Genomic DNA, 23,593 nt, shown 5'->3' with positions numbered 1-23,593 from the left:
TTTATCAGACCACTTCGCTCGCCCAACACCCTTCGTCGCGAATTTTCCCGGTGTTTAGTCCCCTGAGACCTGGAAAGGTCCGACCACCTGGATAGTGGTCAGACCACTCGGCTGGTTAGACTGCGCGGCATCCGGCAACGGATCCTGTGCGGGAGGACGTCATCGTGGAGCAGACCGCGCCCCATCGGGGCACCGTCACGGAGCGGGCGATCGAGCAGATCAAGGCGATGATCGGCGGCGGCCGTCTGGAGCCGGGCCAACGGCTGCCCACCGAGCGCGACCTCGCGGCGCAACTGGGCATCTCGCGCTCGTCGATGCGCGAGGCGATCCGGGCGCTGACGGTGCTCGGCGTGCTTGAGGCGCGGCACGGTTCCGGCATCTACGTCACCCAGCTGGAGGCCGGAGACCTGCTGGAGACCTTCGGGGTCGTCGCCGATCTGTCACGCGGGCCGCAGCTCGTGGAGCTTCTGGAGGTGCGGCGCATCCTGGAGTCGACGGCGACCGCGCTGGCCGCGGCGCGCATCACTCGGGCTCAACTCGCCGAAGTCGAGGAGCACTTGGCGGCGATGGAGGCCACCGACGATCCGGAGGAGATCCTCTCCCACGACCTCGCCTTCCACCGGGCCATCGTGGCCGCCGCCGGGAACGACACGATGGCGGCGATCCTGGAGGGGTTGTCGTCGCGGACGTTCCGGGCGCGGGTGTGGCGGGGGTATCAGGAGGAGGGCGCCTTCGAGCGGACCCGTCGGGAGCACGCCCGTATTCACCGGGCGCTGGTGTCCCACGACCCGGAAGCCGCGCGGGCCGCTGCCGCGGCGCACGTGGGCGAGGTGGAGGCCTGGTTGCGGGGCCAGCTGGGCTGAGGGCTCCTCCATCATCTGCGGCCCCGGTGGGGGCGGTCGCGCAGTTCCCCGCGCCCCTAGGTCGTTCGCCGTCCGCAGCCCGGTGGCCGCTTCCCGCGCAGTTCCCCGCGCCCCTGGGCAGTTCTTCGAGCGCGCCACCGTCGTGGCTGGGCGCGCAGTTCCCCGCGCCCCTGAGGCAGGCGCTGCGCGCCGCCTCCCCCTTGAGGCTGCGGCTCCGCCGCGCCTCTGGTGATGAGATGGCGCACGAAGTGCGCATCTCAGGGGCGCGGGGAACTGCGCGACCAGCCACGACGCGACCCGCACCCGGCGACGCACCCCCTACCCCCCTGGCGCCGCCGCAACAAGCGCGGCCAGTACCAGCTCCAGCGCCGTCTCGAACGAGCTCCCGGCCATGAGCGGCAGCTCCCCGCGTACAGCCGCGAGATGCGGATGCCCGGCGTCCGACAGTTCGGCGTACACCCCGGCCCACGCCCGGTCATCGGCCTCCCGCCGCTCCACCGGCAGCGCCAGATGCGCGGCGTCGAGCGCGGCATGCCCCAGCACGGTGTCCACGAACGCCGAATAGTGCCGGACGGCATCGGCGCCCCCGAACCCGGCCCGCCGCAGAATCCCGATCCCGGCGTCCACGGCCCGGAACTCGTGCGCCCGCCGCGTCACCCGGTAAGCCGCGAGCGCGGCGACCCGAGGCTGCTCCCGGTACCCCCGATGGATCCGCAGCGCCATCTCCCGCAGCGCGTCCCGCCACGGCATGCTGTCGGGCTCGAACCCGGCCATGGCGTCCCCGATGATCCGGTCGGCGACGGCCAGCAGCAGATCGTCCGTGTTGTGGAAGTACCGGTACAGCGCGCTCGGGTCGCATCCCAGAGCGGCACCGAGCCGCCGCACGCTGAGCGCGTCGGGCCCGTGCTGCCCGACGAGCCGGAGCGCGCAGTCGACGATCACGTCCTCGGACAGCAGCACCCCCGACCTGGTCGGCTTGCGGCGTCGCCGCTCCGCGGGAATCCGCCCGTCAGCCACCGTGTGCACCCCTTTCTCCCGGAGAGTCCGCGACCCCCGCACTCTTATGTCAACACCATTGACGCAATGTTGACAAGGCCGGTTTGATCGCAGCCTCCTCCCACACCTCCCGTTCTCCGGTCCCAGGAGTCTGTCCATGAGAAGTGAACCGCCAGGCCTGCGTCGTTCCCTCGGTGTCGTCGACGGCATCGCCATCGCGGCCTCCAGCACGGCCGCCACCACGAGCATCGGCATCGGCATGGGCTCGCTCGCCGCGACCGTGGGCCTTCAGGCGCCGGCGATCCTGCTCGTCGCGTTCGTCCCGATCCTCGGCATCGCGACGGCGTACGCCCGGCTGAACCGGGTCGAGCGGAACATGGGCAGCGGCTACGTGTGGGTCGGCCGCTCGCTCGGCCCGTGGCTGGGCTTCCTCACCGGCTGGGTCACCCTGGTCGGCACCCTGATCTTCATGGCGTACACGAGCGCGGTGACCGGCTCGGTGTTCCTGCAGTTCGCGAACAAGGCCCACCTGCAGTCCGTCGGCGGCCTGCGGCTCGACCCGAACTCGACGGCGCTGTCCACCGTCGTCGGCCTGCTGGTGCTGGCCGCGGTGACGGTCACGGCCGTCACCGGGGTGCGCAAGGCGACCCGGCTCCAGGCGTGGCTGCTGGTCTTCGAGTACGCGGTGCTGCTCGGCTTCTGCGGCTGGGCGCTCGTCCACGGCTCGCACGGCTTCTCCTGGTCGTGGCTGAACCCGCTGGCCATTCACGACGGCACCGGCTTCGCGCAGGGCCTGGTCCTCGCGGTGTTCTTCTTCTGGGGCTGGGACGCGGCGTTCAGCGTCACCGAGGAGACGAACGACGTACGGGACGCGGGGCGCGGCGGGTTCATCGCGCTGTTCACGATGCTGGCGCTGTTCCTGTACGGGTCCGTGGCCTTCCAGCGCGAGATGTCGCTGTCCGAGCTGATGGAGCGGGGACCGCAGGCGCTCACCTACCTCGGCGCGAAGCTCGCCGACGAGCCGTGGGCGAGCCTGCCGCTGCTCGCGCTGCTGTTCTCGGCGGTGGCCTCGCTCCAGTCCAGCGTCATCCCGACGGCGCGCGGGCTGCTGGCCATGGGCCGGGACCGCACGATGGGGCAGGTGTGGACGAAGGTCAGCCCGCGCTACGGCTCCCCCGCGATCGGCACCGTGCTCGTCACGTCGATCTCGGCGGCCGTGGCCCTGCTGGCGCTCGCCATCCCGAAGCTCAACGAGATGATCTTGGCGGCCGTGAACTCCATCGGTCTCGTGGTCGCCCTGTACTACGGCCTCACGGCGCTCGCGTGCGCGGTGCGCTTCCGCGGGATGCTGCGCACCGCACCGCGTGAGGCGCTGCGCGCGGTCGTCGCGCCCGGACTCAGCGGGATCGCGCTGCTGGGCATCGGCGTGTACCTCGGCCGTGACTACGCGACGATGAGCGACCACTTCGAACTCAGCCCGGCCAACGGCTGGTTCATGCTGTCGGTGCCCGCGGCGATCCTGCTCTCCGGGCTCGTGATGGCGGCCGTCGCCAAGTACCGTCGCCGCTCGCCCTACTTCGTCACGGGCCAGGGCACCGACGCCGACGCCGTCCCGCTGGCCACCACCGGAGCCCCGTAACCCGACCGAACCCGTAGACAACTGTAGAAACCCGTAGAGACCCGTAACACCCTTACTGAAGCGAGGAGTTGCAGCACATGCCCGACACCACCCCCGCCGATCTCGTCCTCACCGGCGGCCCGGTCCACACCGGAGCGCCGGCCCGGTCCCGGGCGACCTCCGTGGCCGTGCGCGGCGAGCGCGTCGTGGCCGTCGGTCACGACGAGGTGCGCGAGCTGATCGGCCCGCGCACCGAGGTCGTCGACCTGGCGGGCAGGCTGCTGATCCCGGGCTTCCAGGACGCGCACGCGCATCCGGTCGGCGGCGGTCTGGAGATGGGCCAGTGCGATCTGAGCGGGGCGACTACGCTCTCCGAGTACCGGGAGACGATCGCCGCCTACGCGAAGGCGCATCCAGGCGCCGAGTGGATCGCCGGGGGCGGCTGGGCGATGGAGGCGTTCCCCGGTGGGCTGCCGACCGCGGCCGAGCTGGACGCCGTCGTCGCCGACCGGCCGGTCTACCTCGTGAACCGTGATCATCACGGCGCCTGGGTCAACTCCCTCGCTCTGGAGCGGGCCGGGCTCGACGCCCGTACACCCGACCCGTCCGACGGGCGGATCGAGCGGAATCCGGACGGCTCCCCGACGGGCATGCTCCAGGAGGGGGCCGCGAACCTCGTCGGCCGGCTGGTGCCGACGGTCACCCGGGAGGAGCGCGTCGCGGGGCTGCTGCGCGCCCAGGAGCTCCTGCACTCCCTCGGCGTGACCGCCTGGCAGGACGCCCTGCTCGGCGACCACGCCAACCTCACCGACCCCACCGACGCCTATCTGGCCTGCGCCGACGACGGCAGCCTGACCGCGCGGGTGGTCGGCGCGCTGTGGTGGGACCGGGCGCGCGGCACCGAGCAGATCGAGGAGCTGCTGGCCCGGCGCGCGGCGGGCACCCGGGGCCGGTTCCGCTCGACGACCGTGAAGATCATGCAGGACGGGGTCGCCGAGAACGGCACGGCGGCGCTGCTCGGCCCGTACCTGGACGGCTGCGGGTGCGTGTCCGACAACAGCGGGATCAGCTTCGTCCCGCCCGAGGACCTCAAGAAGTACGTCACCGAGCTGGACGCCCACGGCTTCCAGGTGCACTTCCACGCGCTCGGCGACCGGGCCGTGCGCGAGGCGCTGGACGCGGTGGAGGCGGCCCGCCGGGCCAACGGCCGCACCGACACCCGGCCGCATCTCGCCCATCTCCAGGTGGTGCACCCGGACGACATCGGCCGGTTCCGGGCACTGGGCGCGACGGCGAACCTCCAGCCGTTGTGGGCGGCGCACGAGCCGCAGATGGACGAGCTGACCATCCCGTTCCTGGGCGCGGAGCGGGCGGGATGGCAGTACCCGTTCGGCGCGCTGCTGCGCTCCGGGGCGACGCTCGCGGCGGGCAGCGACTGGCCGGTGAGCAGCCCCGATCCGCTGCAGGGCATCCATGTGGCGGTGAACCGGGTGGCGCCGGACGCGCCGGACGGAACCCCGGTCTTCCTGCCCGAGGAGCGGATCGGCCTGCTGGACGCGCTCACCGCGTACACGGCGGGCAGCGCCTACGCGAACCACCTCGACCACGAGACGGGCACCATCGCGAAGGGCTTCCTGGCGGACCTGGTGGTCCTCGACCGCGACCCGTTCGCGGGCCCGCCCGAGGAGATCGGCACGACCCGCGTGGAGCAGACCTTCGTGGGCGGTCAGCGGGTGTTCGGCTGAGGCGCGGCGCCGCCCGGTTCATCGGGGCTGTCGAAGCGGAACGGAACCCCGAGCCGGGCGGCGAGTTCGCTGCCGAGCCGCGCGGCGAGCACGGCCACCGGATGCGCCGAACCCGCCTCGGCCTCCGTCAGGCGCCGATGGGCCGCGCCCCATGTGACGGTCGTGAGGGAGTGGTGTCCCGTGGACGTGACGGCGATCAGGTCGACGAACCAGTCGTGCACCGTGTCGCCGTCCCACTCCGCTGCGATCCGCACGACCGGCCCGGGTGCGTCCGCGGCACGGGCCGCCAGTTCGTCCACCCCGAGCGGTGGTTCGGGCCGCCGTGCCACCCGGTCACGCAGGTGTTCGTACCGTTCGTGCACGGTGAGCTGGGCGTCGCGCAGGTTCAGGCCGTGCCTTACGAGGACGAGTGCCGCGGGCAAGAGGGCGTCGGCCAGGACGTGCGCGTCGGTCGCGTCGCGGACGGAGGCGGGCAGCTCCGTCCATCGCGGGTCAGACATCGGCGGCACACCGGAACCCGCAGTTCCCGCTGCTGGAGTCCGGGGTGTTGCTGGTGCGGGCCGCCACGCGGTAGCGGTTGCAGTAGGAGTCGTGGCACATGTACGAGCCGCCGCGCATCACCCGGTTCTCGCCCTCCTCGGGGCCTCGCGGGTCGGTTGCCGGGGTCGCGGTGTGGGTGGCCGTGAAGCGGTCGGCCACCCATTCCCATACGTTGCCCACCATGTTGTGCAGGCCGTAGGCGTTGGGGCGGTAGGCGTCGACGGGGGCGGTGCCGAGGTGGCCGTCGTCGCCGGTGTTCACCCGGGGGAAGTCGCCCTGCCAGATGTTGCAGCGCCAGCGGCCGCGCGGGGTCAGCTCGTCGCCCCACGGGTAGCGGGCCCGGTCGAGGCCGCCGCGGGCCGCGTACTCCCACTCGGCCTCGGTGGGCAGCCGCTTGCCCGCCCACTGGGCGTAGGCGTGCGCGTCGTCCCAGCTGATGTGGACGACGGGGTGCCGGGTCCGGTCCCCGATGCCGGTGCCCGGTCCCTCGGGCGCGCGCCAGGTGGCGCCTTCGACGCCGCGCCACCAGGGCGTCGCGGCCGGTGCCGGGGTGGCGCGCACCTGCTGGGGGGTGAGGAAGCCCGCGAACACGTACGACCAGCCGAACCGCTCGGCGGCCGTGACGTATCCGGTCTCCTTGACGAAGGTGGCGAACTGGGCGTTGGTGACGGCGTGTTCGTCGATGCGGAACGCGGAGACGGTGACCTCGCGGACCGGTCCCTCGCCGTCGCCGGGGTTGGCGTGCTCGTCCTCGTTGCCCATCCGGAAGGTGCCGCCGGGGAGCGTGACCATGCCCTTGCCCGGGGCCTTGGCGCGGGCCGGGACCGTCAGGGTCGGCAGCGCCTGCGCGGGGGCCGCGGCGCCGCGCGGTGCGGCGCAGCACGCGCGGGCCCCGGTCTTGTCTCCGTCGCGGGTCGCAGAAGGGTCGTGCGCGCTCAAAGCTCTCTCCCGGTACAGGCACAGATGTTCGTGTTCGCCTGCCGCCGATCCTCGCACGCCGCCCCGGCACCGGAACAGGGCGGCCGAGGGGCGGGACCCGCACCCGGGCCCCGCCGCCTTCTCACGCCCGTGACCTGTACAGACCGAACTCCTTGAGGTGCACCGTCGACCGGGCCTGCGGCACCCGCAGCCGCCAGCGGCGGGCCGTGACCGGGGCGGGCAGCGCGATGATGCGGGCCGCGCCGACGGTGCCGAGTTCGGCGGCGGTGGTCCAGGCGCCGTCGGCCCACGCCTCGACCACGAAGTGCTCGATCTGCTGGCCGTGCCGGATGTCCTCGGCGATCCGGATCCGGTCGACCGCGCGCGGCGCGCCGAGATCGACGGTGCGGCCGCCGTCCCGCCCGGCCGTGACCCGGGCGCCGCGCGCCAGGTCCTCGGGCAGCTCCCGGTCGGTGCGCTCCCGGAACTCCTTGAGGCGGGCGACGTCGGCGGCGGGCAGCAGCCCGTCGGTGTCCGGCGGGACGTTGAGCAGCAGCACGGCGCCGCGCCCCACGGACCGGTACCAGATGTCGGTCAACTCGTCGACGGACTTGGGCTGTTGGTCGGCGTGGTAGAACCAGCCGGGCCGGATCGACACATCGCACTCGGCCGGCCACCACTGGAGCGCGGCGGCGTCCGGCTGGGCCGTCAGCAGGGCGTCGCGGCTGCCCTCGTCGGCGGAGTCGTACGGCAGGACACGGTCGTACCTGCCGTTGCCGCTCTCCTTGACGGCGATGACGCTCCACTCGTTCTCGCGGGCCATGCCGTCCTCGTTGCCGACCCAGCGGACGTCGGGCCCGGACACGGCGATGGACGCGTCCGGGGCGAGGGCGCGCACGAGGGCGTACCAGCTGTCCCAGTCGTACGTCTCGACCTTGTCCGGCGGGATGCGGCCCTGCGCGCCGTCGAACCACACCTCGTCGACCGGTCCGTACTCGGTGAGGACCTCGTAGAGCTGGTTGAGCATGTGGGCGCCGTAGTCGGTGGCGTCGAGATCGTACGCGGGCAGGTCATGGCCAGTGCGGTCGTCGCCGTCGACGAGGGTGGGGATCGTGCGGGTGGTGCGGGCGCTGCCGTTGGCGTAGACGCCGTCGAGGTACTGGTTCTCGTCGGCGGGCGAGATGTAGACGCCGACCTTGATGCCGTGCGCGCGCATCGAGTCGGCGAAGGAGCGCAGGACGTCGCCCTGCCCGTCGCGCCAACTGCTGCTCAGTACACTGTGTTTGGTGTACCGCGAGGGGTAGAGGACGAAGCCGTCGTGGTGCTTGACGGTGAGAATGGCGAGCTTGAACCCGCCGTCGCGCAGGGCGCGCGCCCACTGGTCGGTGTCGAGGCCGGTGGGCCGGAAGACGTCCGGGTCCTCGTCGCCGGTGCCCCATTCGAGGCCGGTGAAGGTGTTGACGCCGAAGTGGAGGAAGGCGGTCTTCTCCAGTGCCTGCCAGGCGACTTGACGCTCGGTCGGCCGCACGCGCGCGGCCTTGGCGATGAGTTCCGCGGGGGTGTCGTCGGGGCCGACGGGGATCCGGAAACGGGGTTCGGCGGCGGCCGGTGCGGCGGTCGCGGGCAGGCCGGTGGTGGCGACGACCGCCGTGGAGGTGGCGGCGAGGAGGAAGTGCCGTCTGCTGTGAGCCATGGGCCTCGAGGGTCCTTTCGGTCGGGTCAGGAGCGGGTCAACTTCCAGACGGCCGGTGTCTGTTGATCGGCCGGGTACTGGACGAGCGAGCCGTCCGCCGTGACATGGACGGGCATCTGGGTGAGGGCGTTGGTGAGCCGGTAGCCGCCGGAGGTCGTGGTGAGCCGCCAGCGCTGGAGGGTGTTCTCGGCGTCGCAGGTCTCCCGGGTGACGGCGGAGCCCGCTTCGAGCGGCAGGTTGTGGGTGAGCTTGCCGCTGCGCGTCTCCAGGCAGGCGCCGGCCGCGTCGGTCAGGGTGACGTAGCCGTCGGCGGTGCGGGTGACCTTCAGGTCCCGGACCCCGGCGCGGTGCCGGGTGTCGGTGAACGTGTAGGCGCCGTCGGCGACCGGTACGCGGGTGAGGTCGCGCCGTCCGGGGGCGTGGGTGACGGCTCCGGCCCGCGCGGTGAAGGCGGCGTAGGTGGCGTCGGGGTGCGGTGCGCCCCAGGTGGCCTGGGCGATGTGCGCGAGGGGCAGCTCAGTCGTCTCCGCGACCTGGTTCTCGGTCTCGGCGGCGGCGTAGTCCGGCCACAGGCTGATCTTGGCGCCGGTGACGCCCTTGCTGGAGGTGAGCTTCTCGCCCTCGAAGCTGCGCGGGTCCCACTGCTCGTCGTACAGCTTCTCCGTGTCGCTGTGGAAGCCGCCGCGGACGAGGTAGAGGGAGTAGGCGGCGTTCATCACGGGGTAGCCCTGGGCGATGAGCCGGCTGGGCTTCACCTTCACCCCGAGCCAGTGCTCGACCGTCGTACCGGGCGTGACGGGCACAGTGTTGTCGCCGGTCAGCCCGTCGTTCCAGATGCGCAGCCGCTTGCCCTTGCTCGCCGCGTACGCCTCGACCCGGTTGACGAAGTCGATGAAGGCGTCCTGGGGCGTCGCGTCCTGCCCGTACTTCGCCCGCGCGTACTCCAGGACGTGCGGGTACTTGGCGAAGTCGGAGCCCAGCATGTATTCGTCGGCGCCCATGTGCCACCACTTGGCCGGGAACACTTCGCTGTACTCGTCGATGAGGCTCGTGTAGTAGTCGAACGCCTCGGGCGCGGTGATGTCGAGCCGCGAGGGCTGCGCCTGGCCGTCCGCGTCGACGAGTTGCAGGTCGGGGCGGCTCTCGATCCACGGGTCGATGTGTCCGGGCGAGTTGATCTCCGGGACGATCGTCACGTGGTACTTCTCGCCGAGCGCGACGAGCCGGCGGATCTCGCTCCTGGTGTAGTAGCCCCAGGAGTTGGCCTCGGGGTGGGCGTCGCTCTTCACCTTGAGTTCGAGGAGGAGCTGGTTGAGCTTGTGGTACGCCATGTCGCGGACCAGGTTCTCCAGCCAGTCGGTGGAGATGTGCACGCAGCAGGCGCAGACGCCGACGCCGCGCTCCCGGTAGCGCGGCACGTCGACGGTGTGTCCCGCGGGGATCCGGTCCCCTTGGGCGAGGAGCTGGAGGAGGGTGCGGGTGCCGTAGAAGGCGCCGGTCTCGGCGGCGCCCGTGATCCGCAGCCGCGTCCCGGCGGTCAGCTCGTAGCCCTCACCGCCCAGCCGGTCCCGCTCGCCGGACGCGATGTCGACAACGATGTCACCGGTGCGGGAGGGGCCGCCGACCACCGGCACGGCGCCGTGGCCCGAGGCCCGCAGATCGTCGGCGAGGGTGTGGGCCACACGCCGGGACGCGGCATCGGAGGCGACGAGACGGCTGCCGTCCGCGAAGGTGTAAGTCCCCTCCCCCGGCGTCCAGTCGGCGAGGGCGGGCACGGTGGCGGGGGCCTCGGCCGGCTGGTCGGCGGCCCGGGCCAGCGGGGCGGGCGCGACGAGCAGCAGCAGCGCCGCGACGGCCCCGACGAGCCGGTGTCCGCGCCGCCGCAACGGGTTGAGCGCACTCGATTCGGTCATGACATCGGATGCTTCAAGCTCTGCATGAACGTGTCAAGGGATCAGAGTCCCTGACTACTTGGACATTCGTGGGGGCCCTCCTGGGGGACCCTCGTAAGCCCTCCGATGAATAGCCCGGAACCGCATGGCACGGGAACGCCCCGGAAACCCGTGCGCCCGCACCCCTCGTCATCGAGGAGTGCGGGCGACGGGCTCAGGGCGGCGCTACCCCGAAGTTCAGTCGACGCTGGGCAGGATGTGCGGCTCGGCGAGGTCGTCCTCGTAGCCGGCCAGCCGAATGGGCGCCGAGCGGGCCCAGACATCCAGGCTGCCGAGCTTCTCCGGCCTGCGGCCGGCGCGCTCCGTGCGATCCTTCGGGCGTTGTTCGCGATTCGTCTGCTCTGGTGTCACCGCGCACTCCTTGTGTGTCGGGTAACCCGCTCCGGCGGTACCGGCCCAGCGTCTCGCAGGACACCGGACGCCCGATCGGGTGTGAGTAGAGGGCCAGTTCGGGCGCGGTGGCGCCGGTTGCGCTGGTGGGATCGGCCGTGGTGACCGGCCTCTCCCCGGACGGAACCATGGGTACGGGTGGGACCCACGTGCGGTAACCGTCCGGCTACAGACTAACCAAATGAGCGGGGGTCCGCTCGATGGGGCTGGAATCTGTCGTCCCCTCGGGGGCCGCCAGGTGTTCATTCAGCCATGCCGGTCCGTTCCCGCGCGACCGAATTTGACTCCGGCCGCCCTTCGGCCCGGAACGCACGGGTCAGGAGGTGGGGGCGGGGCGGTCGGTGTTGATCGTGCGGCCCTCGTCCGCGGTCGACTCCGCCGACGGGCGCGAGGTCGCGTCCGGGGAGCCGGTGGGCAGGGCGGGTTCCGGCGTGTCCGGCGCCTGCCCGTTCGGCGGGGGCGGGCCGGTCGGGCTGGCACTCGCGCCGTTCGCCGCCTCGTTGGCGATCGCGTCGAAGTCCACGTCACCGGTGTTCTCCAGCATGGTGATGTGGTCGAGAACGGTCTGGTTGGCATCGGTGGCCAGTTCCCGCACCAGTGAGTTACGGGTCGTGTGGCGGATCTGCGCCAGCAGCGCGAAGACCTTTCCGTGCGCGTCCCGCAGCAGATTGGCGAACTTCCGCTCATAGTCCTTGCCGCTCGCCGCCGTCAGCTCGTTCAGCCAGCCCTGCTGCTGCGCGTTGGGCTGGTTGGGAAGCTCCACGCCCAGCTTCGCGGCCACGGAGCGCACCCGCTGGTCGAGGTCGGTGTGGCCGACGACGAGATGGTCGCCCGCGTCCCTGATCGCCTTCGTCGGCGCGCGCTCCATGGCCTGTTGGCCCGCCGGGATCTCCCACAGCCCGGCGAGTCTGACGCGCACGACGAAGTCCCGGTCGCTCGCCGACAGCGGGCCCCACTGGGTGGCCACGGTCGCGGCGTTCAGGTTCGCCTGCCCGGTTCCCGACCGGCTGGCGTACGACCAGATCGGGAACGCCAGGGCACCGACGGTGGCGACCAGGGCGGCGAGGATGAGGGCGGTGCCGTTGACGCGACGCAAGCAAGCCTCCCGGAGACCGGATCCGGCTCGCCCGGACGGCGAGCCGGATGGTGACACGGGAAGATACGCGCGGGACGGACCTCGTGTTCAGTTTCCCGCTGAGTTCGCGGGGTTCACGGGGTCCACGGGGTTCTCGTCGGGTACGGCTGCCGTCGGCCGGCCCCGCCCCCACGCCCGTACGACGAGGACGACCCCCACCAGGGCCACGACGCCCGCGAGCAGCACCCCGTCGGGGACACGGGCGCCGACCTCGCGGGCCCACTGCTCGGCGGCGAACGAGCCGTCCACGTCGAGCAGTCCGGGCAGCGCGGTCGTCCCGTCGAAGACGAGGAAGAGGGTGCCGAGGGCGATGAAGAACAGGCCCGAGGCGAGGGTGGTGCTGTGCGTCTCGAAGCGGCCGAGCCGGACCGGCCGCCCGCGCAGCAGGCGCCGTCGGCCCAGGTCCCAGCGCTGCCACAGCAGTGCGAGCAGGAACAGCGGTACCGCCATGCCGAGCGCGTAGACGGCGAGCAGCAGTCCGCCGTACACCGGGTGCCCGCCGAGCGCGGCCACCGTCAGGACGCTGCCGAGGATCGGGCCCGCGCAGAATCCGGCGAGGCCGTAGACGGCGCCGAGCGCGTACGTGGACAGGGCGCCGGTCGGCCGGATGCGGCCGGACAGTTCGCTCATCCGGCGCGAGGCGAAACCGCGCCCGGCGATCTGGAGCACCCCGAGCGCGATGATCAGCCAGCCGCCGGCCGAGACGAGCAGGTCCCGGTTGCCGTAGAAGAACCGTCCCGCGTAGGAGCCCGCGGCCCCCAGCGGTACGAGCGTGGTGGCGAGCCCGAGATAGAAGATGCCGGTGCGGGCGACGAGGCGGGTGGGGCTGTCGATGGAGTAGGCGAAGAAGGCGGGCAGCAGCAGCGCGCTGCACGGGCTGAGCAGGGCGAGCAGTCCGCCGAGGAAGGCGGCGAGGTAGCCGATGTCGCTCACCGGGCGGCCTGCGCCTTCGCCGTCTCGATGGCCTGCTCGAACGCGGCGTCGGGCTGGGCCCCGGCGATGGGCTGCCCGTTGACGAGGAAGGACGGGGTCGAGGTGGCGCCCAGCGCGTAGGCCTCGGCCTGGTCCTTCTGCACGGCCGCGCGGGCCGCCGCGCCGTCGCGGTCGGTGCGGAACCGGTCGAGGTCGTTCACGCCCGCCTCGCGGGCGAGCGCGTCGAGCCGGTCGGCGCCGAAGCCCTTCTCCTTGGCGCCCTCGGCGTAGGCGGCGCGGTGGAACTCCCAGAAGCGGCCCTGCTGTCCGGCCGCCCAGGCGGCGCGCGCGGCGGCCTCGGACTCGGCTCCGAAGATCGGGAAGTTGCGCCATTCGACGCGCAGGGTGCCCGCGTCGACGTACTTCTTCACGAGGCCGGGTTCGGTGTCGCGGGCGAACTTGCCGCAGTAGCCGCACTTGAAGTCGGCGTACTCGATGAGGACGACGGGCGCGTCGGTCCTGCCCCGCGCGAGCCGGTCGTCGGTGTCGCGCCGGGCGAGCTTCGCGAGCCGGGCCGTGGCGGGGTCCGGCTGCTGTCCCGCAGCGGTCTCCTGCCGGGAGACGTCCGTGCGGGGTTCGGGGCGGGTCGCGGTGTACGAGACCGTGCCGAGCAGGCCGGCGGCCACCGCGACGGCTGCGACGAGGGCGAGGGGGCGGGCCTTGGAGGAGGCGGGACGGGTGGGGCTTTTCGGCATGGCGAAGTCGTCCTTGCGTGAAGGGGGTTGGGAGCGGAGACGGTGGGGGCCGTGTCCGCTACACGCGCAGGACGGAGAGTTCGACGGGTGACGGCGGGTCGTGCGGGGGCGGGCCGCGGCCCGCGGGGACGGTGGGCGCGCTGCCTTCGAGGACAACCGTCGCACCGCACCCGTGGTCGTGCGCGAGCGGGGCGAGCAGTTCGTGCGCGGCCGTGCCGCGCGAGGGCACGCCCTGGCGGCTGTCGGGCGCGTGCTGCTGTTCGGGGGCGCAGCCCGGGCTGCTGGGGACGGCCCGGTCGACCGCCGCCGCTGCCACCGGCGCGTACGCCGCCGACTCGACGGCGGTGCCCTGCGCGCAGCCCAGCACGGCGACCAGGAGGGTCACCAGGAGCGCGGGGACGGCGAGACGGGGCACGCGGCAATTCTGCCCCATGGGCACCGGTCCGCCGTCATCGGCGCACGCCGCCCGCGCGGCCGCGCCGCTCCGGACCGTGCGCGGGCGTTAACGTCCCGTTGACCGGTCGGTCAGGTCCGCATGGTCTGCTTCCGGACAGACCTCGGAAGATCTGCGGGAGGAGTCGTCCATGGACCGGGTCGTTCTGCGCACCGTCGACGAGTTGATGGCCGCGCTGCGCGCCTGCCGGGGTGCGTGGGACACCCCCGACCGCAGCGGCGATCCCGTCGATCTGCACGACCACGCCCTCCAGACGGCGGCGCTGCTGCGCCGCTCGCACCCCAGCGACAAGGAGTTGCAGGTGGCGGGCCTGGTCCACGACCTGGGCCATCTGCTGCGCCCCGGTGACGACGCGGGCCACGCGGAGACCGCCGCGGAGGCGGTGCGCGAACTGCTCGGCGCCCGGGTCGCGCACCTGATACGCCTTCATGTCCCGGCCAAGCGGTATCTGGCGGCGGTCGAGCCGTCGCGCGCGCTGTCGCCGCAGAGCGCGCTGACGATGGCGGCGCAGGGCGGCCCGATGACACCGGCCGAGGTGGCGGCGTTCGAGGCGGATCCGCACGGGGCGGACGCGGTGGAACTGCGCCAGGCGGACGACGCGGGCAAGGTGGTCGGCCTGGACGCGGGCGTGATGGAGGACTGGCAGCCGCTGCTGGACCTGGTGGCGGAGCAGCACCGGCGGGAGCCCGCGCCGCTGCGCACCCGCTGACGGGCAGCCCCACGGAATTCCCACCAACCATCCACGACCACCGCACGCCTGACGGATCGTCATGTCGCCGTCGGCCGTGAGACCGTACGCGCATGACGTCGCAGCGCTCCCTGGCAGGCCGGGCCGCCGTCGTGACCGGCGCCTCGCGCGGCATCGGCCGGGCGATCGCCGAGGAACTCGCCCGCGCGGGCGCGCAGTTGTGTGTCACCGCTCGCGATGCCGAAGGCGTCGGGGACACGGTCGCGGCGCTGCGCGCGCAGGGCGCGGACGCCATCGGCGCAGCGGGCACGGTCGCCGACCCCGCCCATCTGTGGGAGGTGACGGAGCGGACCGTGGCGGCGTTCGGGAGCGTCGACATCGTGGTGAACAACGCGGCGACGAACCAGCCCTACGGTCCGCTCATGGACGCCGACCCGGACGCGTGGCGCACGGCCTTCACCGTCAACGTCGAGGCGCCGCTGCGTCTGGTGCAGTGCGCGTGGCGGGCCTGGATGCGCGAGCACGGCGGCGCCGTGGTCAATGTGTGCACCGAGGGCGCCACGCACGTCGGCCCGCACGTGGGCGCGTACAGCACGAGCAAGGCGGCGCTGCTCCACCTGACCGCACAACTGGCGGGCGAACTGGGCCCGTCGGTGCGGGTGAACTCCGTCTCCCCCGGTCTGGTCCGCACCGAGACGGCCCGCTTCGTGTGGGAGCGGGCGGAGGAATCGATCGCGGCGGGGCTGCCCGCGGGCCGGATCGGCGAACCGGACGACGTGGCGCGTGCCGTGCGCTGGCTCGTCTCCGACGAGGCCGCGTGGATCACCGGGGCCGATCTGCTGGTGGACGGCGGCACGCGCGTCCGGGCGGCCTCACCGGCCGGGGACGCGCATGCCGTGCAGCGGCAGCTGCGTCACCACTTCCCGGGCGCGTAGTCCTTGAGGAAGACGCCGTACACGTCGTCGCCGGCCTCGCCGCGCACCACCGGGTCGTAGACGCGGGCGGCGCCGTCGACCAGGTCGAGCGGGGCGTGGAAGCCCTCCTCGGCGAGGCGCAGCTTGTCGAAGTGCGGGCGCTCGTCGGTGATCCAGCCGGTGTCGACGGAGGTCATGAGGATGCCGTCGGTCTGGAACATCTCCTGGGCGCTGGTGCGCGTCACCATGTTCATCGCGGCCTTGGCCGCGTTGGTGTTCGGGTGGCCCGCGCCCTTGTAGCCGCGGCCGAAGACGCCTTCCATCGCCGAGACGTTGACGACGTAGGCGCGGCCGCTCCCGGCGTTCTTCGCGGCCTCGGCCATGGAGGCGCGCAGCTTGCTGATGAGGATGAACGGCGCCGTGTAGTTGCACAGCTGGGTCTCGAGGAGCTCCACCGGGGAGATCTGCTCGATGCTCTGCACCCAGGTGTTGCTGTCGACGACGTCGGGGACGAGGCCACCGGCGTCGATGGCGGTGCCGTCGAGGTGCCGGGCCACGCTGGCGTTGCCCGCGACGAGCGCGAGGTCGGCGACCTTCTGCGCGGCGATGCCGCTGGTGCCGAGCGGCAGCGCGGCGATGCCGTCGACGGCGCCCGAGTTGAAGGCGCCGATGACGGAGTAGGGCGGCAGCTCACCGGCGGGCAGCGGCGCGCTCTCGCCGTCGACCAGGGCCGCGTACGCGGACGGGAGCCTGCGCACGGTCTGCGTCGCGTTGTTGATCAGGATGTCGAGCGGGCCCGCCTCGGCGACCCGGTCGGCCAGCGAGACGGCCTGCGCCGGGTCGCGCAGGTCGATGCCGACGACCTCCAGGCGGTGGATCCAGTCTCCCGAGTCCTCCATCGCCGTGAAGCGGCGGATGGCGTCCTTCGGGAAGCGGGTCGTGATGGTGGTGTGCGCGCCGTCGCGCAGCAGCCGCAGCGCGATGTACATGCCGATCTTGGCGCGGCCGCCGGTGAGCAGCGCGCGCTTGCCGGACAGGTCGGCGCGGACGTCGCGCTTCTCGCGGTTCAGGCGGGCGCAGTCGGCGCAGAGCTGGTGGTAGAAGTAGTCGACTTCCACGTACCGGGTCTTGCAGGTGTAGCAGGAGCGCGGGCGCTGGAGTATCCCCGCGATCCGGCCCGCCTCGGTGACGGAGGAGGGCAGGATGCCCTCGGTCTCGTCGTCGATGCGCTGCGCGGAGCCGGTCGCGGTCGCCTCGGTGACGGCCTTGTCGTGGGCGGTCTTGGCGGCGCGGCGGTCCTGGCGGCGGCGCTGCTTCACGGTCCGGTAGATGCCGGCGGTGGCCCGCCGGACCGTGATCGCGTCGGGGTGGTCGACGTCGATCGTGTCGAGCTCCGCCAGGACCGAGAGGCAGACGGCGAGACGCTCGGGGTCGATGCCGGGACCGTACGCGATCTCGTCCTCGGCCTCCGGGGCCTCATGGTTCTCTGTCACCGTCATCGCCGCTGCTTCCTGAAGTCCGCGCGTGGCGCGCGAACCGCGCACGCTGCTGAACGGCGAATTTTACGTAGCGGTGCCGGGTGTCTCCAAACCCGTGCCCTCGGCCGGTGCGCAGGCCGCCGTCAGCGCGGCGACCTCGGCGGTGATCGCGCGGGCCAGCAGGTCGAGGTCCGGCACGGCCTCGGCGTCGGCGACGAGCCCGTAGTGCACGCGCCCCCGGTACGTCGAGACGGCGACGGCGAGGGACTGGCCCTGGGCGAGCGGGGCCAGCGGGAAGACCTCGGTGAGCGGGCAGCCGCCGAGGGTCAGGCCGAGGCTGGGCAGCGGGACGCTGGTGACCATGAGGTCGAAGAGCAGGCGGGCGCCCCGGCCGACGAGCGAGCCGCCGAGCCGGTGGCCGAGCGGCGGTACATGGTCGGCGAGCAGGGCGACGGCACCTGCGCCGCGGTGCGGGCCCCGGTCCTTGTGCCGGTCCATCGCGGCGCGGACCGTCCGCAGGCGCTCCATGGGGTCGCGCTCGGCGACGGGCAGTCGCACGAGGTAGCCGGAGAGCCGGTTGCCCTGCGGGTGGGCGGTGCGCGGGCGGCGGCGCGAGACGGGGATCAGGGCACGCGGCTCGACGCCCTCGCTGCCGTCGCCGCGCTCGTCGAGCCAGCGCCGGACGGCTCCGGCGACGACCGCGATCAGGACGTCGTTGACGGTGCCGCCCTCGGTCTTGCGGATGCGGTGCACGTCGTCGAGGTCGAGGACGACGCCCGCCGTGCGGCGGGTGCCGGTGGGCTCGGCGGCCAGCGCGGGCGAGGTCCGCACGCCCCAGGTGGCCCGTGCCACGGAGGCGCCGATCGAGACGGCCTGCGCGGTGGCGCCGGTCACGGCGCGGACGTGGGCCGGATAGCGGCGCGGGTCGAGGTCGCCGAGCGTGATGTCGCGCAGGCCGGGGAACGGCAGGCGCAGGCCGCGGCGGGGCGTGGGCTCCGGCTTGGGCGCGCGGGCGGCGGGCAGGTCGACCGGGTCCATGACGGCGGCGGCGAGGGTGAGGGCGCGCAGTCCGTCGGCCAGGGCGTGGTGGAACTTGAACAGCACGGCGAAGGAGCGGCCGTCCGCCGCGGGCAGGACGTGCGCCTCCCAGGGCGGCCTGCGGCGGTCGAGGGGGCGCTCCATGAGGGCGCCCGCGGCGGCGTGGAAGTCGGTCACCGGGCCGGTGATCCGCACATGGTCCAGCGGGTCGAAGTCGGCGACGGGCACCCGGGCCGCGCCGCCCACCGGGACGAGCACCCCGGCGATCCGCATGCGCAGGCCGGGCACGGCGGGCGCGCGGGCGGCGAGCAGTTCCCAGGCGTGCTGGGCGGCGCCCGGCGCGTCGGCCTCGAACACCCCCAGCGCACCGAGGTGCATGGGGTGCTCGGCGGTTTCGATGTTCCAGAAGGCTAGGTCGAGGGGGGCGAGCAGGTCCGGGCTCTTCGCAGTCATGGAGTGCTCTCGCGTCGACGACGGGGGAACGGGGAACGAGGAGACGAAGTCAACAACCCACAGTCGATTACGGTCAAGTACGATCTAGGCACGCACAGTTAACAGCAGATTAAGACCCGCCACGCGCGCGTACGGCTGCGCATGGCGGGTCTCGTGTGACGTCTGTGCTCTGTCAGGGAAGCGTGCGGTGCGTCACTTCACGACGGGCGGTGCCGCGTCGGCGCCGGTCCCCCACGACGACGGGCGCGGGCCGACGGTGAACGACAGCTCGCTCGTGCCGCGCAGGTCCGCGGTGGTCAGGTACGTCTTGCCGTAGGTGGCGCCGCCGACCCGGGCCGACTGGATGTAGCGGTCGGTGTCCGAGGTGCCCTGCGCCCGGACGGTCAGCCTGCCCTTCGGGTAGTAGCGCCGGTCGAGGGTGAGGTCGACCCGGTCGAAGACGGGGGTCGACAGGCCCCAGGTGTCGGTGCCCGGCTGCACCGGGAAGATCCCGATGGAGGAGAGCACGTTCCAGGCGGACATGGTGCCGAGGTCGTCGTTGCCGGTCATGCCGGTCGGCTCGTCGGTGAACAGGGTGAGGGCGCCGTGCACGACGTCGGTGGTCTTCCAGGGCTGCCCGGTCGACAGGTACGTGTACGGCGCGATCAGGTCGGGCTCGTTCTGCGGGTTGTACTTGTCGGCGTTGTAGTAGTCGTACGGCCCGTTGACCCACACCTCGCGGGCGGTCTTCGCGGGGTCGGCGAGCAGCTGGTCGTAGGCGAAGAACGAGTCGAGGCGCTGGTTCGCCGCGTCCGTCCCGCCGATCAGCGAGACCATGCCGGGCAGGTCCTGCGGGACGAGCCACTGGTACTGCCAGCTGGTGCCCTCGTGGAAGCCCTCGCTCTGGGCGGGATCCGCCGGTCCGGTGAAGTTCCCGGCCGCGTCACGGGCCCGGAAGAAGCCGGTCGAGCCGTCGAAGATCTTGCGGTAGTTCTGGGCCCGCTCGGCGTACCGCCGCGCGTCGTCCGTGTGGCCGAGCTTGCGGGCCATGCGGCCGAGCATCGCGTCGGCGAGGGCGTACTCCAGGGTGGCCGATGCGCCGTGGTCGTAGTCGGAGTCGCCCGGCTTCACGTGCGCGCGGTCCTTGATGTACGGGGCGAAGCCGTCGGCGAGGTACTCCTTGTTCGCCTCGCGGCCCACCGGCGCGGAGTCGGCCGGCGGCACCCCGTCGGCGTTCTTCTTCAGCGCGCGGTACGCGTCCTCCTCGTGGCCCTTGAGCAGCCCCTGCTCAAACGCGTTGGTGAGGAACGGGGTGACCGGGTCGCCGGTCATGATGTTCGTCTCGACGGTGCCGTAGCCCCACTTGGGCAGCCAGCCGCTGTCCTTGTCGATCTGGACGACGGACAGCGCCATGTCCCGCGACTCGCGCGGCGCGAGCAGCGACAGGAGCTGGGCCTGGGTGCGGTAGGTGTCCCACAGGGACCAGTTCTGGTAGTAGGTGAAGTCCCGGGCCCGGTGGATCTTCTGGTCCCAGCCGGTGTAGCGGCCGTCGGCGTCGCTGCCGATGTTCGGGGCGAGGAAGGACCGGTAGAGGGACGAGTAGAAGGTGCGGCGCTGCGTGTCGGTGCCGCCCTGCGCGCGGACGTCGTCCAGCCGGTCCTCCCAGGCCGCCTGCGCGGCGCCGCGCACCTGGTCGAAGGAACGGCCGCCCTCGGTACTGAGGTTGAGCGCGGCGCCCTTCGCGTCGACGTAGGAGATCGCGGTGGTCGCCTCGACGGTGCGGTCCTTGCCGGTGTCGAAGCGGACGTAGGCGCCGTTGCGGTCGGCGTCCGCCTCCGAGGTCTTCGAGCCCGCCGTGACGGTGTCGCCCTTCCACGTGCCGGACGCCGTGAACGGCCGGTCGAAGCGGGTGATCGTGTACACGGTGTACTGCTTGGTGTCCTGGCAGAAGCCGCTGCCGGTGATGGCGGTGCGCACGGTGCGGTTGTCGAGGATCTCGACCTTGGTGTGCCCGGTCTTGTGGAGCGACTGCCCGGCGTTGACGAGGACGTTGGCCTTGTCGGTGCCGGGGAAGGTGTAGCGCTGCACGCCGGTCCGCTTCGTGGCGCTCAACTCGGCCTCGATGCCGGTCTTCAGGCCCACCTTGTAGTAGCCGGGCGACGCCTTCTCGTCGTCGTGGCTGAACTCGGCGGCGTACTTCGCGTAGTCGGTCGACGTGATGTCGCCGGTCGTCGGCAGGACGGGCAGGTCGCCGCCGAGGCCGCAGCCGACGCCCGAGAGGTGCACGGTGGAGAAACCGCGGATGTGGTTCTCCGAGTAGTCGTACCCCGTGTTGTGCCCGGTGTCCGGCGAGAACTGCACCATGCCGAACGGCACGGCGGCGCCCGGGTAGGTGTTGCCCTCGTTCTCGGTTCCGATGAACGGGTTGACCAGATCGGTCAGTTGCCCGGCGTCGGCGGTCGCGGCCTGCGCCGCCGGAGCGGCCAGGCCGGTGCCCAGGAGCACGGCCGCGCCGAGCGCTCCCAGGGCGCGGCGGGCCCTCGGCCCGGTCGTGCGCGTTCTCGTCGTACGGCTTCTCATACCAGGCCTCTCGACAACGTTGTCAGCAAGCGCGGTCATTCTTCGTCGGTGTCGGTGGCCCGTCAAGACGTCAGGCGCCACAGATGGTCCTCCGTCCCGTTGTCGGTGAACTGCACCACTTGTGCGCTGTTGTTGGTGGACATCCCGTCGACGCCGAGGACCTTGCCGCTGTGCTCGTTGCGCAGCAGGAACCAGCCGTCACCCTGGTCGACTCGGGTCCACAGCAGGTCGGGGCGCCCGTCGCCGGAATCGTCGAACTGGACGACCCGCGCGCTGTCGGCGGTCGAACCGCCCTCCACAGCCAGGTACTTCCCGCTCTGGCCGTTGCGGATACGCAGTCGCCCCTCCCCCGCGTCGAGCAGTTGCCAGGCATGGTCGCCGGTGCCGGAGTTGTCGAACTGGACGACCCGCGCGTCGTTCGCGGTGGACATGGAGTCGACGGCGAGGACCTTGCCGCTGTGCTTGTTCTGGATGCGGCGGTACGGCGGCTCGGGGGTCCACGGGTGTCCGTCCGGGGCCGCCGTCGGGAAGGACGTGATCCGGAGCCGGGCCGCGCCCATCGGCACCAGCGTCACGGTCTCGACGGCCGCCCGGCTGCGCGCGGGGCCGGCCTGGAGCGGCGCGACCACGTGCTCGTCGTCCGCGATCCACTCCGGCAGGCGCCGCGCCGTGGCCGCGAGGGTGAGCGGGGTGCCGTCCAGGGTGAACGGGTTGGCGGGGAGCGGCCCTGAGCGGCGCCGCAGTTGCGGTGAACTTCCCGGTACGAGGCCGTAGTTCCACGCGGACGCGGCGTGCACGTCGTACTCCGGGAACGTGTCGGTGCCGCCGGTGCGGACGTACTTCTCGGCGATCTTCAGCGAGTAGGTGAGCGGCCCGTGATCGACGCTGACGCTGTCGTGATTGCCGCTCCAGGTACGCAGGGTGATGCGCTGGGGCAGGCGGAGGGTGACGCGGTCGCCGTTCTTCCAGGTACGGCTGACCTCGGCGAAGGAAGGGCCGGAACCCGCCTGTACCGTGCGGCCGTTGACGGCGAGGCGGGGCTTGTCGCACCAGCCCGGGACCCGCAGCCGGAGCGGGAACGCGACGGGCTTGTCGGTGCTCAGGGTCAGCGTGACGGTCTCGTCGAACGGGTAGTCCGTCTCTTCCCGTACGGTCACGGTGGCGTCCCCGATCCGCGTCCGCACCTCGCTCGGGGCGTACAGCGCGGCGGCGAGTCCGCCGTCCGGCGTCGCGAGCCACAGCTCCTCGGTGAAGTACGGCCAGCCCATGCCGTAGTTGTGCGGGCAGCACCGGTACTGGTCGACGCCCGGCTGGAACGACTGCATGGCGAAGCCGTTCTGGAACTGCCCGTCCGTCTTGCGGGAGTTGTCGAGGTCGACGCTGTTGGCGCTGGTGACGTAGTGGATGCCCTTGCCCTGCGGGTCGAGGGAGGCGGGCAGCATGTTGAAGGCCAGGTCCTCGCAGCGGTCGGCCCACACCGGGTCGCCGGTGATGCGGGTGAGCAGCTCGTGGCTGGCCATGAACTCGACGATGCCGCAGGTCTCGAAGCCCTGCCGCGGGTCGCCGAAGCCGGGCCTGACGTTCTCGTCGCCGGCGATGCCGCCGCCGGGGAACTGCCCGTATTCGTGCAGGACTTGGTCGTACGTGCGGTAGGTGGCCCGCGTCAGGGCGTCGGTGTCGCCGTCCGCCCACTGGGCGTACTGGGCGGGCTCCCTGAAGCCCTGGGCGATGTTCACGTTGTGCGGGGTGGGCAGGTCGCCGGTCCAGTCGGCGCCGTAGCGGTGCATCTTGTCGACCAGGCTCTTCAGGAAGGCGTCGCCCGTGCGCTCGTACAGCCAGCGCGCGGTGTCGATGCCGTCGCCCCAGCGCACGGAGACCCAGCTGGAGTCGAAGGCGCCCTTGCCCTGCGCTTCCATGAAGGTGAGGAAGCGGGTCAGGAACGGCACGATGCGTTCGTCGTGCGTGTACTCCTGGTAGGTGCGCAATGCCATGAGCAGGGGCAGGAACGGCCAGAAGTCGGGGCCGCCGTTCAGGGAGGTGCGCAGGGCGCGCGGGCCGAAGAAGCCGTCCGCCTCCTGGGTGGCGAGGATCGCGTCGATCCAGCGCTTGCAGGCGGCGAGCGCGTCGGCGTCCCGGGTGGCGATCGCGAGCGGGACGTATCCCCGCAGCCAGTAAGGGAGTTCTTCCCATCCGCCGAGTTCGGGGTGGACCCAGCCGCAGGTGTCCATGACGAGGAAGTGGGACGTCTCGGCGTAGCGGCCGCAGAGTCCGGCGAGCTGGATCCTCAGCTGCTCGGCGAGCCAGCCTTTCGCGGTGATGCTGCCGACGGGAAGGCGGGTGAAGGCGTCGGCGGCCGGGGCGCCCGCCGCCGCGCGTGCGGTGACGGCCGGCAGGCCGAACGCGGTGGCCGCGGAGACCACCGTCGCGGCTTGCAGCACGCCGCGTCGTGTCACTGTCATGAGAGTGCTCCCACGAGAGAGAGGGGCGGGCCC

19 protein-coding genes are annotated in these 23,593 nt (G+C 72.3%); 5 read left to right on the top strand and 14 right to left on the bottom strand.

Translation table 11 applies throughout. The features are described from left to right. Window positions 1-164: 164 nt before the first annotated feature. Window positions 165-863, top strand: a complete 699-nt coding sequence (locus K377_RS02625) for a FadR/GntR family transcriptional regulator (RefSeq protein ID WP_111661630.1) — start codon at window positions 165-167, stop codon at window positions 861-863. A 318-nt stretch (window positions 864-1,181) separates the two neighbouring features. Here the strand turns inward: K377_RS02625 and K377_RS02620 are convergent, their stop codons facing one another. Further along, complete coding sequence (locus K377_RS02620) at window positions 1,182-1,880, bottom strand: TetR/AcrR family transcriptional regulator (RefSeq protein WP_258394956.1); 699 nt, start codon at window positions 1,878-1,880, stop codon at window positions 1,182-1,184. Between the two features lie 136 nt (window positions 1,881-2,016). On the opposite strand from K377_RS02620, the gene K377_RS02615 reads away from it, so the two are divergent. Together K377_RS02615 and K377_RS02610 are read left to right on the top strand one after the other, a co-directional pair. Beyond that, the gene (locus K377_RS02615) at window positions 2,017-3,498 is read left to right on the top strand and encodes an APC family permease (protein ID WP_111661411.1); all 1,482 of its coding nucleotides are present in this window, start codon (window positions 2,017-2,019) and stop codon (window positions 3,496-3,498) included. A 77-nt stretch (window positions 3,499-3,575) separates the two neighbouring features. Next, on the top strand, window positions 3,576-5,222 hold the full coding sequence (locus K377_RS02610; protein ID WP_111661410.1) for an amidohydrolase: 1,647 nt from the start codon (window positions 3,576-3,578) through the stop codon (window positions 5,220-5,222). Here the strand turns inward: K377_RS02610 and K377_RS02605 are convergent. The 9 genes from K377_RS02605 to K377_RS02565 all read right to left on the bottom strand — a co-directional run bounded on the left by K377_RS02605 (window position 5,204) and on the right by K377_RS02565 (window position 13,932). Beyond that, window positions 5,204-5,722 carry a hypothetical protein gene (locus K377_RS02605; RefSeq protein WP_111661628.1) on the bottom strand — a complete coding sequence of 173 codons (519 nt, stop codon included), beginning with the start codon at window positions 5,720-5,722 and terminating at the stop codon, window positions 5,204-5,206. The genes K377_RS02610 and K377_RS02605 overlap by 19 nt on opposite strands. Continuing rightward, on the bottom strand, window positions 5,715-6,701 hold the full coding sequence (locus tag K377_RS02600) for a formylglycine-generating enzyme family protein (RefSeq protein ID WP_237551868.1): 987 nt from the start codon (window positions 6,699-6,701) through the stop codon (window positions 5,715-5,717). The genes K377_RS02605 and K377_RS02600 overlap by 8 nt, the downstream gene beginning before the upstream one ends. Window positions 6,702-6,822: 121 nt before the next feature. After that, the gene (locus tag K377_RS02595) at window positions 6,823-8,373 is read right to left on the bottom strand and encodes an alpha-L-fucosidase (RefSeq protein ID WP_111661409.1); all 1,551 of its coding nucleotides are present in this window, start codon (window positions 8,371-8,373) and stop codon (window positions 6,823-6,825) included. Between the two features lie 26 nt (window positions 8,374-8,399). Then, complete coding sequence (locus K377_RS02590; RefSeq protein WP_111661408.1) at window positions 8,400-10,286, bottom strand: family 20 glycosylhydrolase; 1,887 nt, start codon at window positions 10,284-10,286, stop codon at window positions 8,400-8,402. A 216-nt stretch (window positions 10,287-10,502) separates the two neighbouring features. Next, entirely contained in the window at window positions 10,503-10,676 is a 174-nt protein-coding gene (locus K377_RS02585) for a hypothetical protein (RefSeq protein ID WP_111661407.1), read from the bottom strand. A 355-nt stretch (window positions 10,677-11,031) separates the two neighbouring features. Beyond that, window positions 11,032-11,811, bottom strand: coding sequence for a DUF4142 domain-containing protein (locus tag K377_RS02580; RefSeq protein ID WP_111661406.1), 780 nt, complete (start codon window positions 11,809-11,811; stop codon window positions 11,032-11,034). 87 nt (window positions 11,812-11,898) lie between these two features. Beyond that, window positions 11,899-12,783: a cytochrome c biogenesis CcdA family protein gene (locus K377_RS02575; protein ID WP_111661405.1), complete on the bottom strand. Its 885-nt coding sequence runs from the start codon at window positions 12,781-12,783 to the stop codon at window positions 11,899-11,901. Next, on the bottom strand, window positions 12,780-13,517 hold the full coding sequence (locus K377_RS02570; protein ID WP_111661404.1) for a DsbA family protein: 738 nt from the start codon (window positions 13,515-13,517) through the stop codon (window positions 12,780-12,782). Before K377_RS02570 ends, K377_RS02575 begins: the two co-directional genes overlap by 4 nt. Before the next feature lie 58 nt (window positions 13,518-13,575). After that, complete coding sequence (locus K377_RS02565; protein WP_111661403.1) at window positions 13,576-13,932, bottom strand: hypothetical protein; 357 nt, start codon at window positions 13,930-13,932, stop codon at window positions 13,576-13,578. 169 nt (window positions 13,933-14,101) lie between these two features. Between K377_RS02565 and K377_RS02560 the strand changes: the two genes are divergently transcribed. Beyond that, window positions 14,102-14,680 (top strand): HD domain-containing protein, encoded by a 579-nt coding sequence (locus tag K377_RS02560; RefSeq protein ID WP_111661402.1) that lies wholly within the window; start codon window positions 14,102-14,104, stop codon window positions 14,678-14,680. Window positions 14,681-14,772: 92 nt separating this feature from the next. Next, on the top strand, window positions 14,773-15,594 hold the full coding sequence (locus tag K377_RS02555; protein ID WP_111661401.1) for an SDR family oxidoreductase: 822 nt from the start codon (window positions 14,773-14,775) through the stop codon (window positions 15,592-15,594). On the opposite strand, the gene K377_RS02550 is transcribed toward K377_RS02555, so the two are convergent. The 4 genes from K377_RS02550 to K377_RS02535 form a co-directional block, all read right to left on the bottom strand. After that, window positions 15,573-17,072 (bottom strand): SDR family NAD(P)-dependent oxidoreductase, encoded by a 1,500-nt coding sequence (locus K377_RS02550; protein ID WP_111661400.1) that lies wholly within the window; start codon window positions 17,070-17,072, stop codon window positions 15,573-15,575. The genes K377_RS02555 and K377_RS02550 overlap by 22 nt on opposite strands. Window positions 17,073-17,135: 63 nt before the next feature. Continuing rightward, window positions 17,136-18,542 carry a wax ester/triacylglycerol synthase family O-acyltransferase gene (locus K377_RS02545; RefSeq protein WP_111661399.1) on the bottom strand — a complete coding sequence of 469 codons (1,407 nt, stop codon included), beginning with the start codon at window positions 18,540-18,542 and terminating at the stop codon, window positions 17,136-17,138. 192 nt (window positions 18,543-18,734) lie between these two features. After that, window positions 18,735-21,101, bottom strand: coding sequence for a GH92 family glycosyl hydrolase (locus K377_RS02540; RefSeq protein ID WP_237551867.1), 2,367 nt, complete (start codon window positions 21,099-21,101; stop codon window positions 18,735-18,737). 62 nt (window positions 21,102-21,163) lie between these two features. Continuing rightward, window positions 21,164-23,560: a beta-L-arabinofuranosidase domain-containing protein gene (locus tag K377_RS02535; protein ID WP_111661398.1), complete on the bottom strand. Its 2,397-nt coding sequence runs from the start codon at window positions 23,558-23,560 to the stop codon at window positions 21,164-21,166. Between the last annotated feature and the right edge of the window lie 33 nt (window positions 23,561-23,593).

Origin of the sequence: Streptomyces sp. PsTaAH-137 (assembly GCF_003259365.1) — a bacterium.
GTDB lineage: Bacteria > Actinomycetota > Actinomycetes > Streptomycetales > Streptomycetaceae > Streptomyces.
Note: the sequence above shows the minus strand (reverse complement) of the source record. Positions and strands in the feature narration are given on the sequence as shown.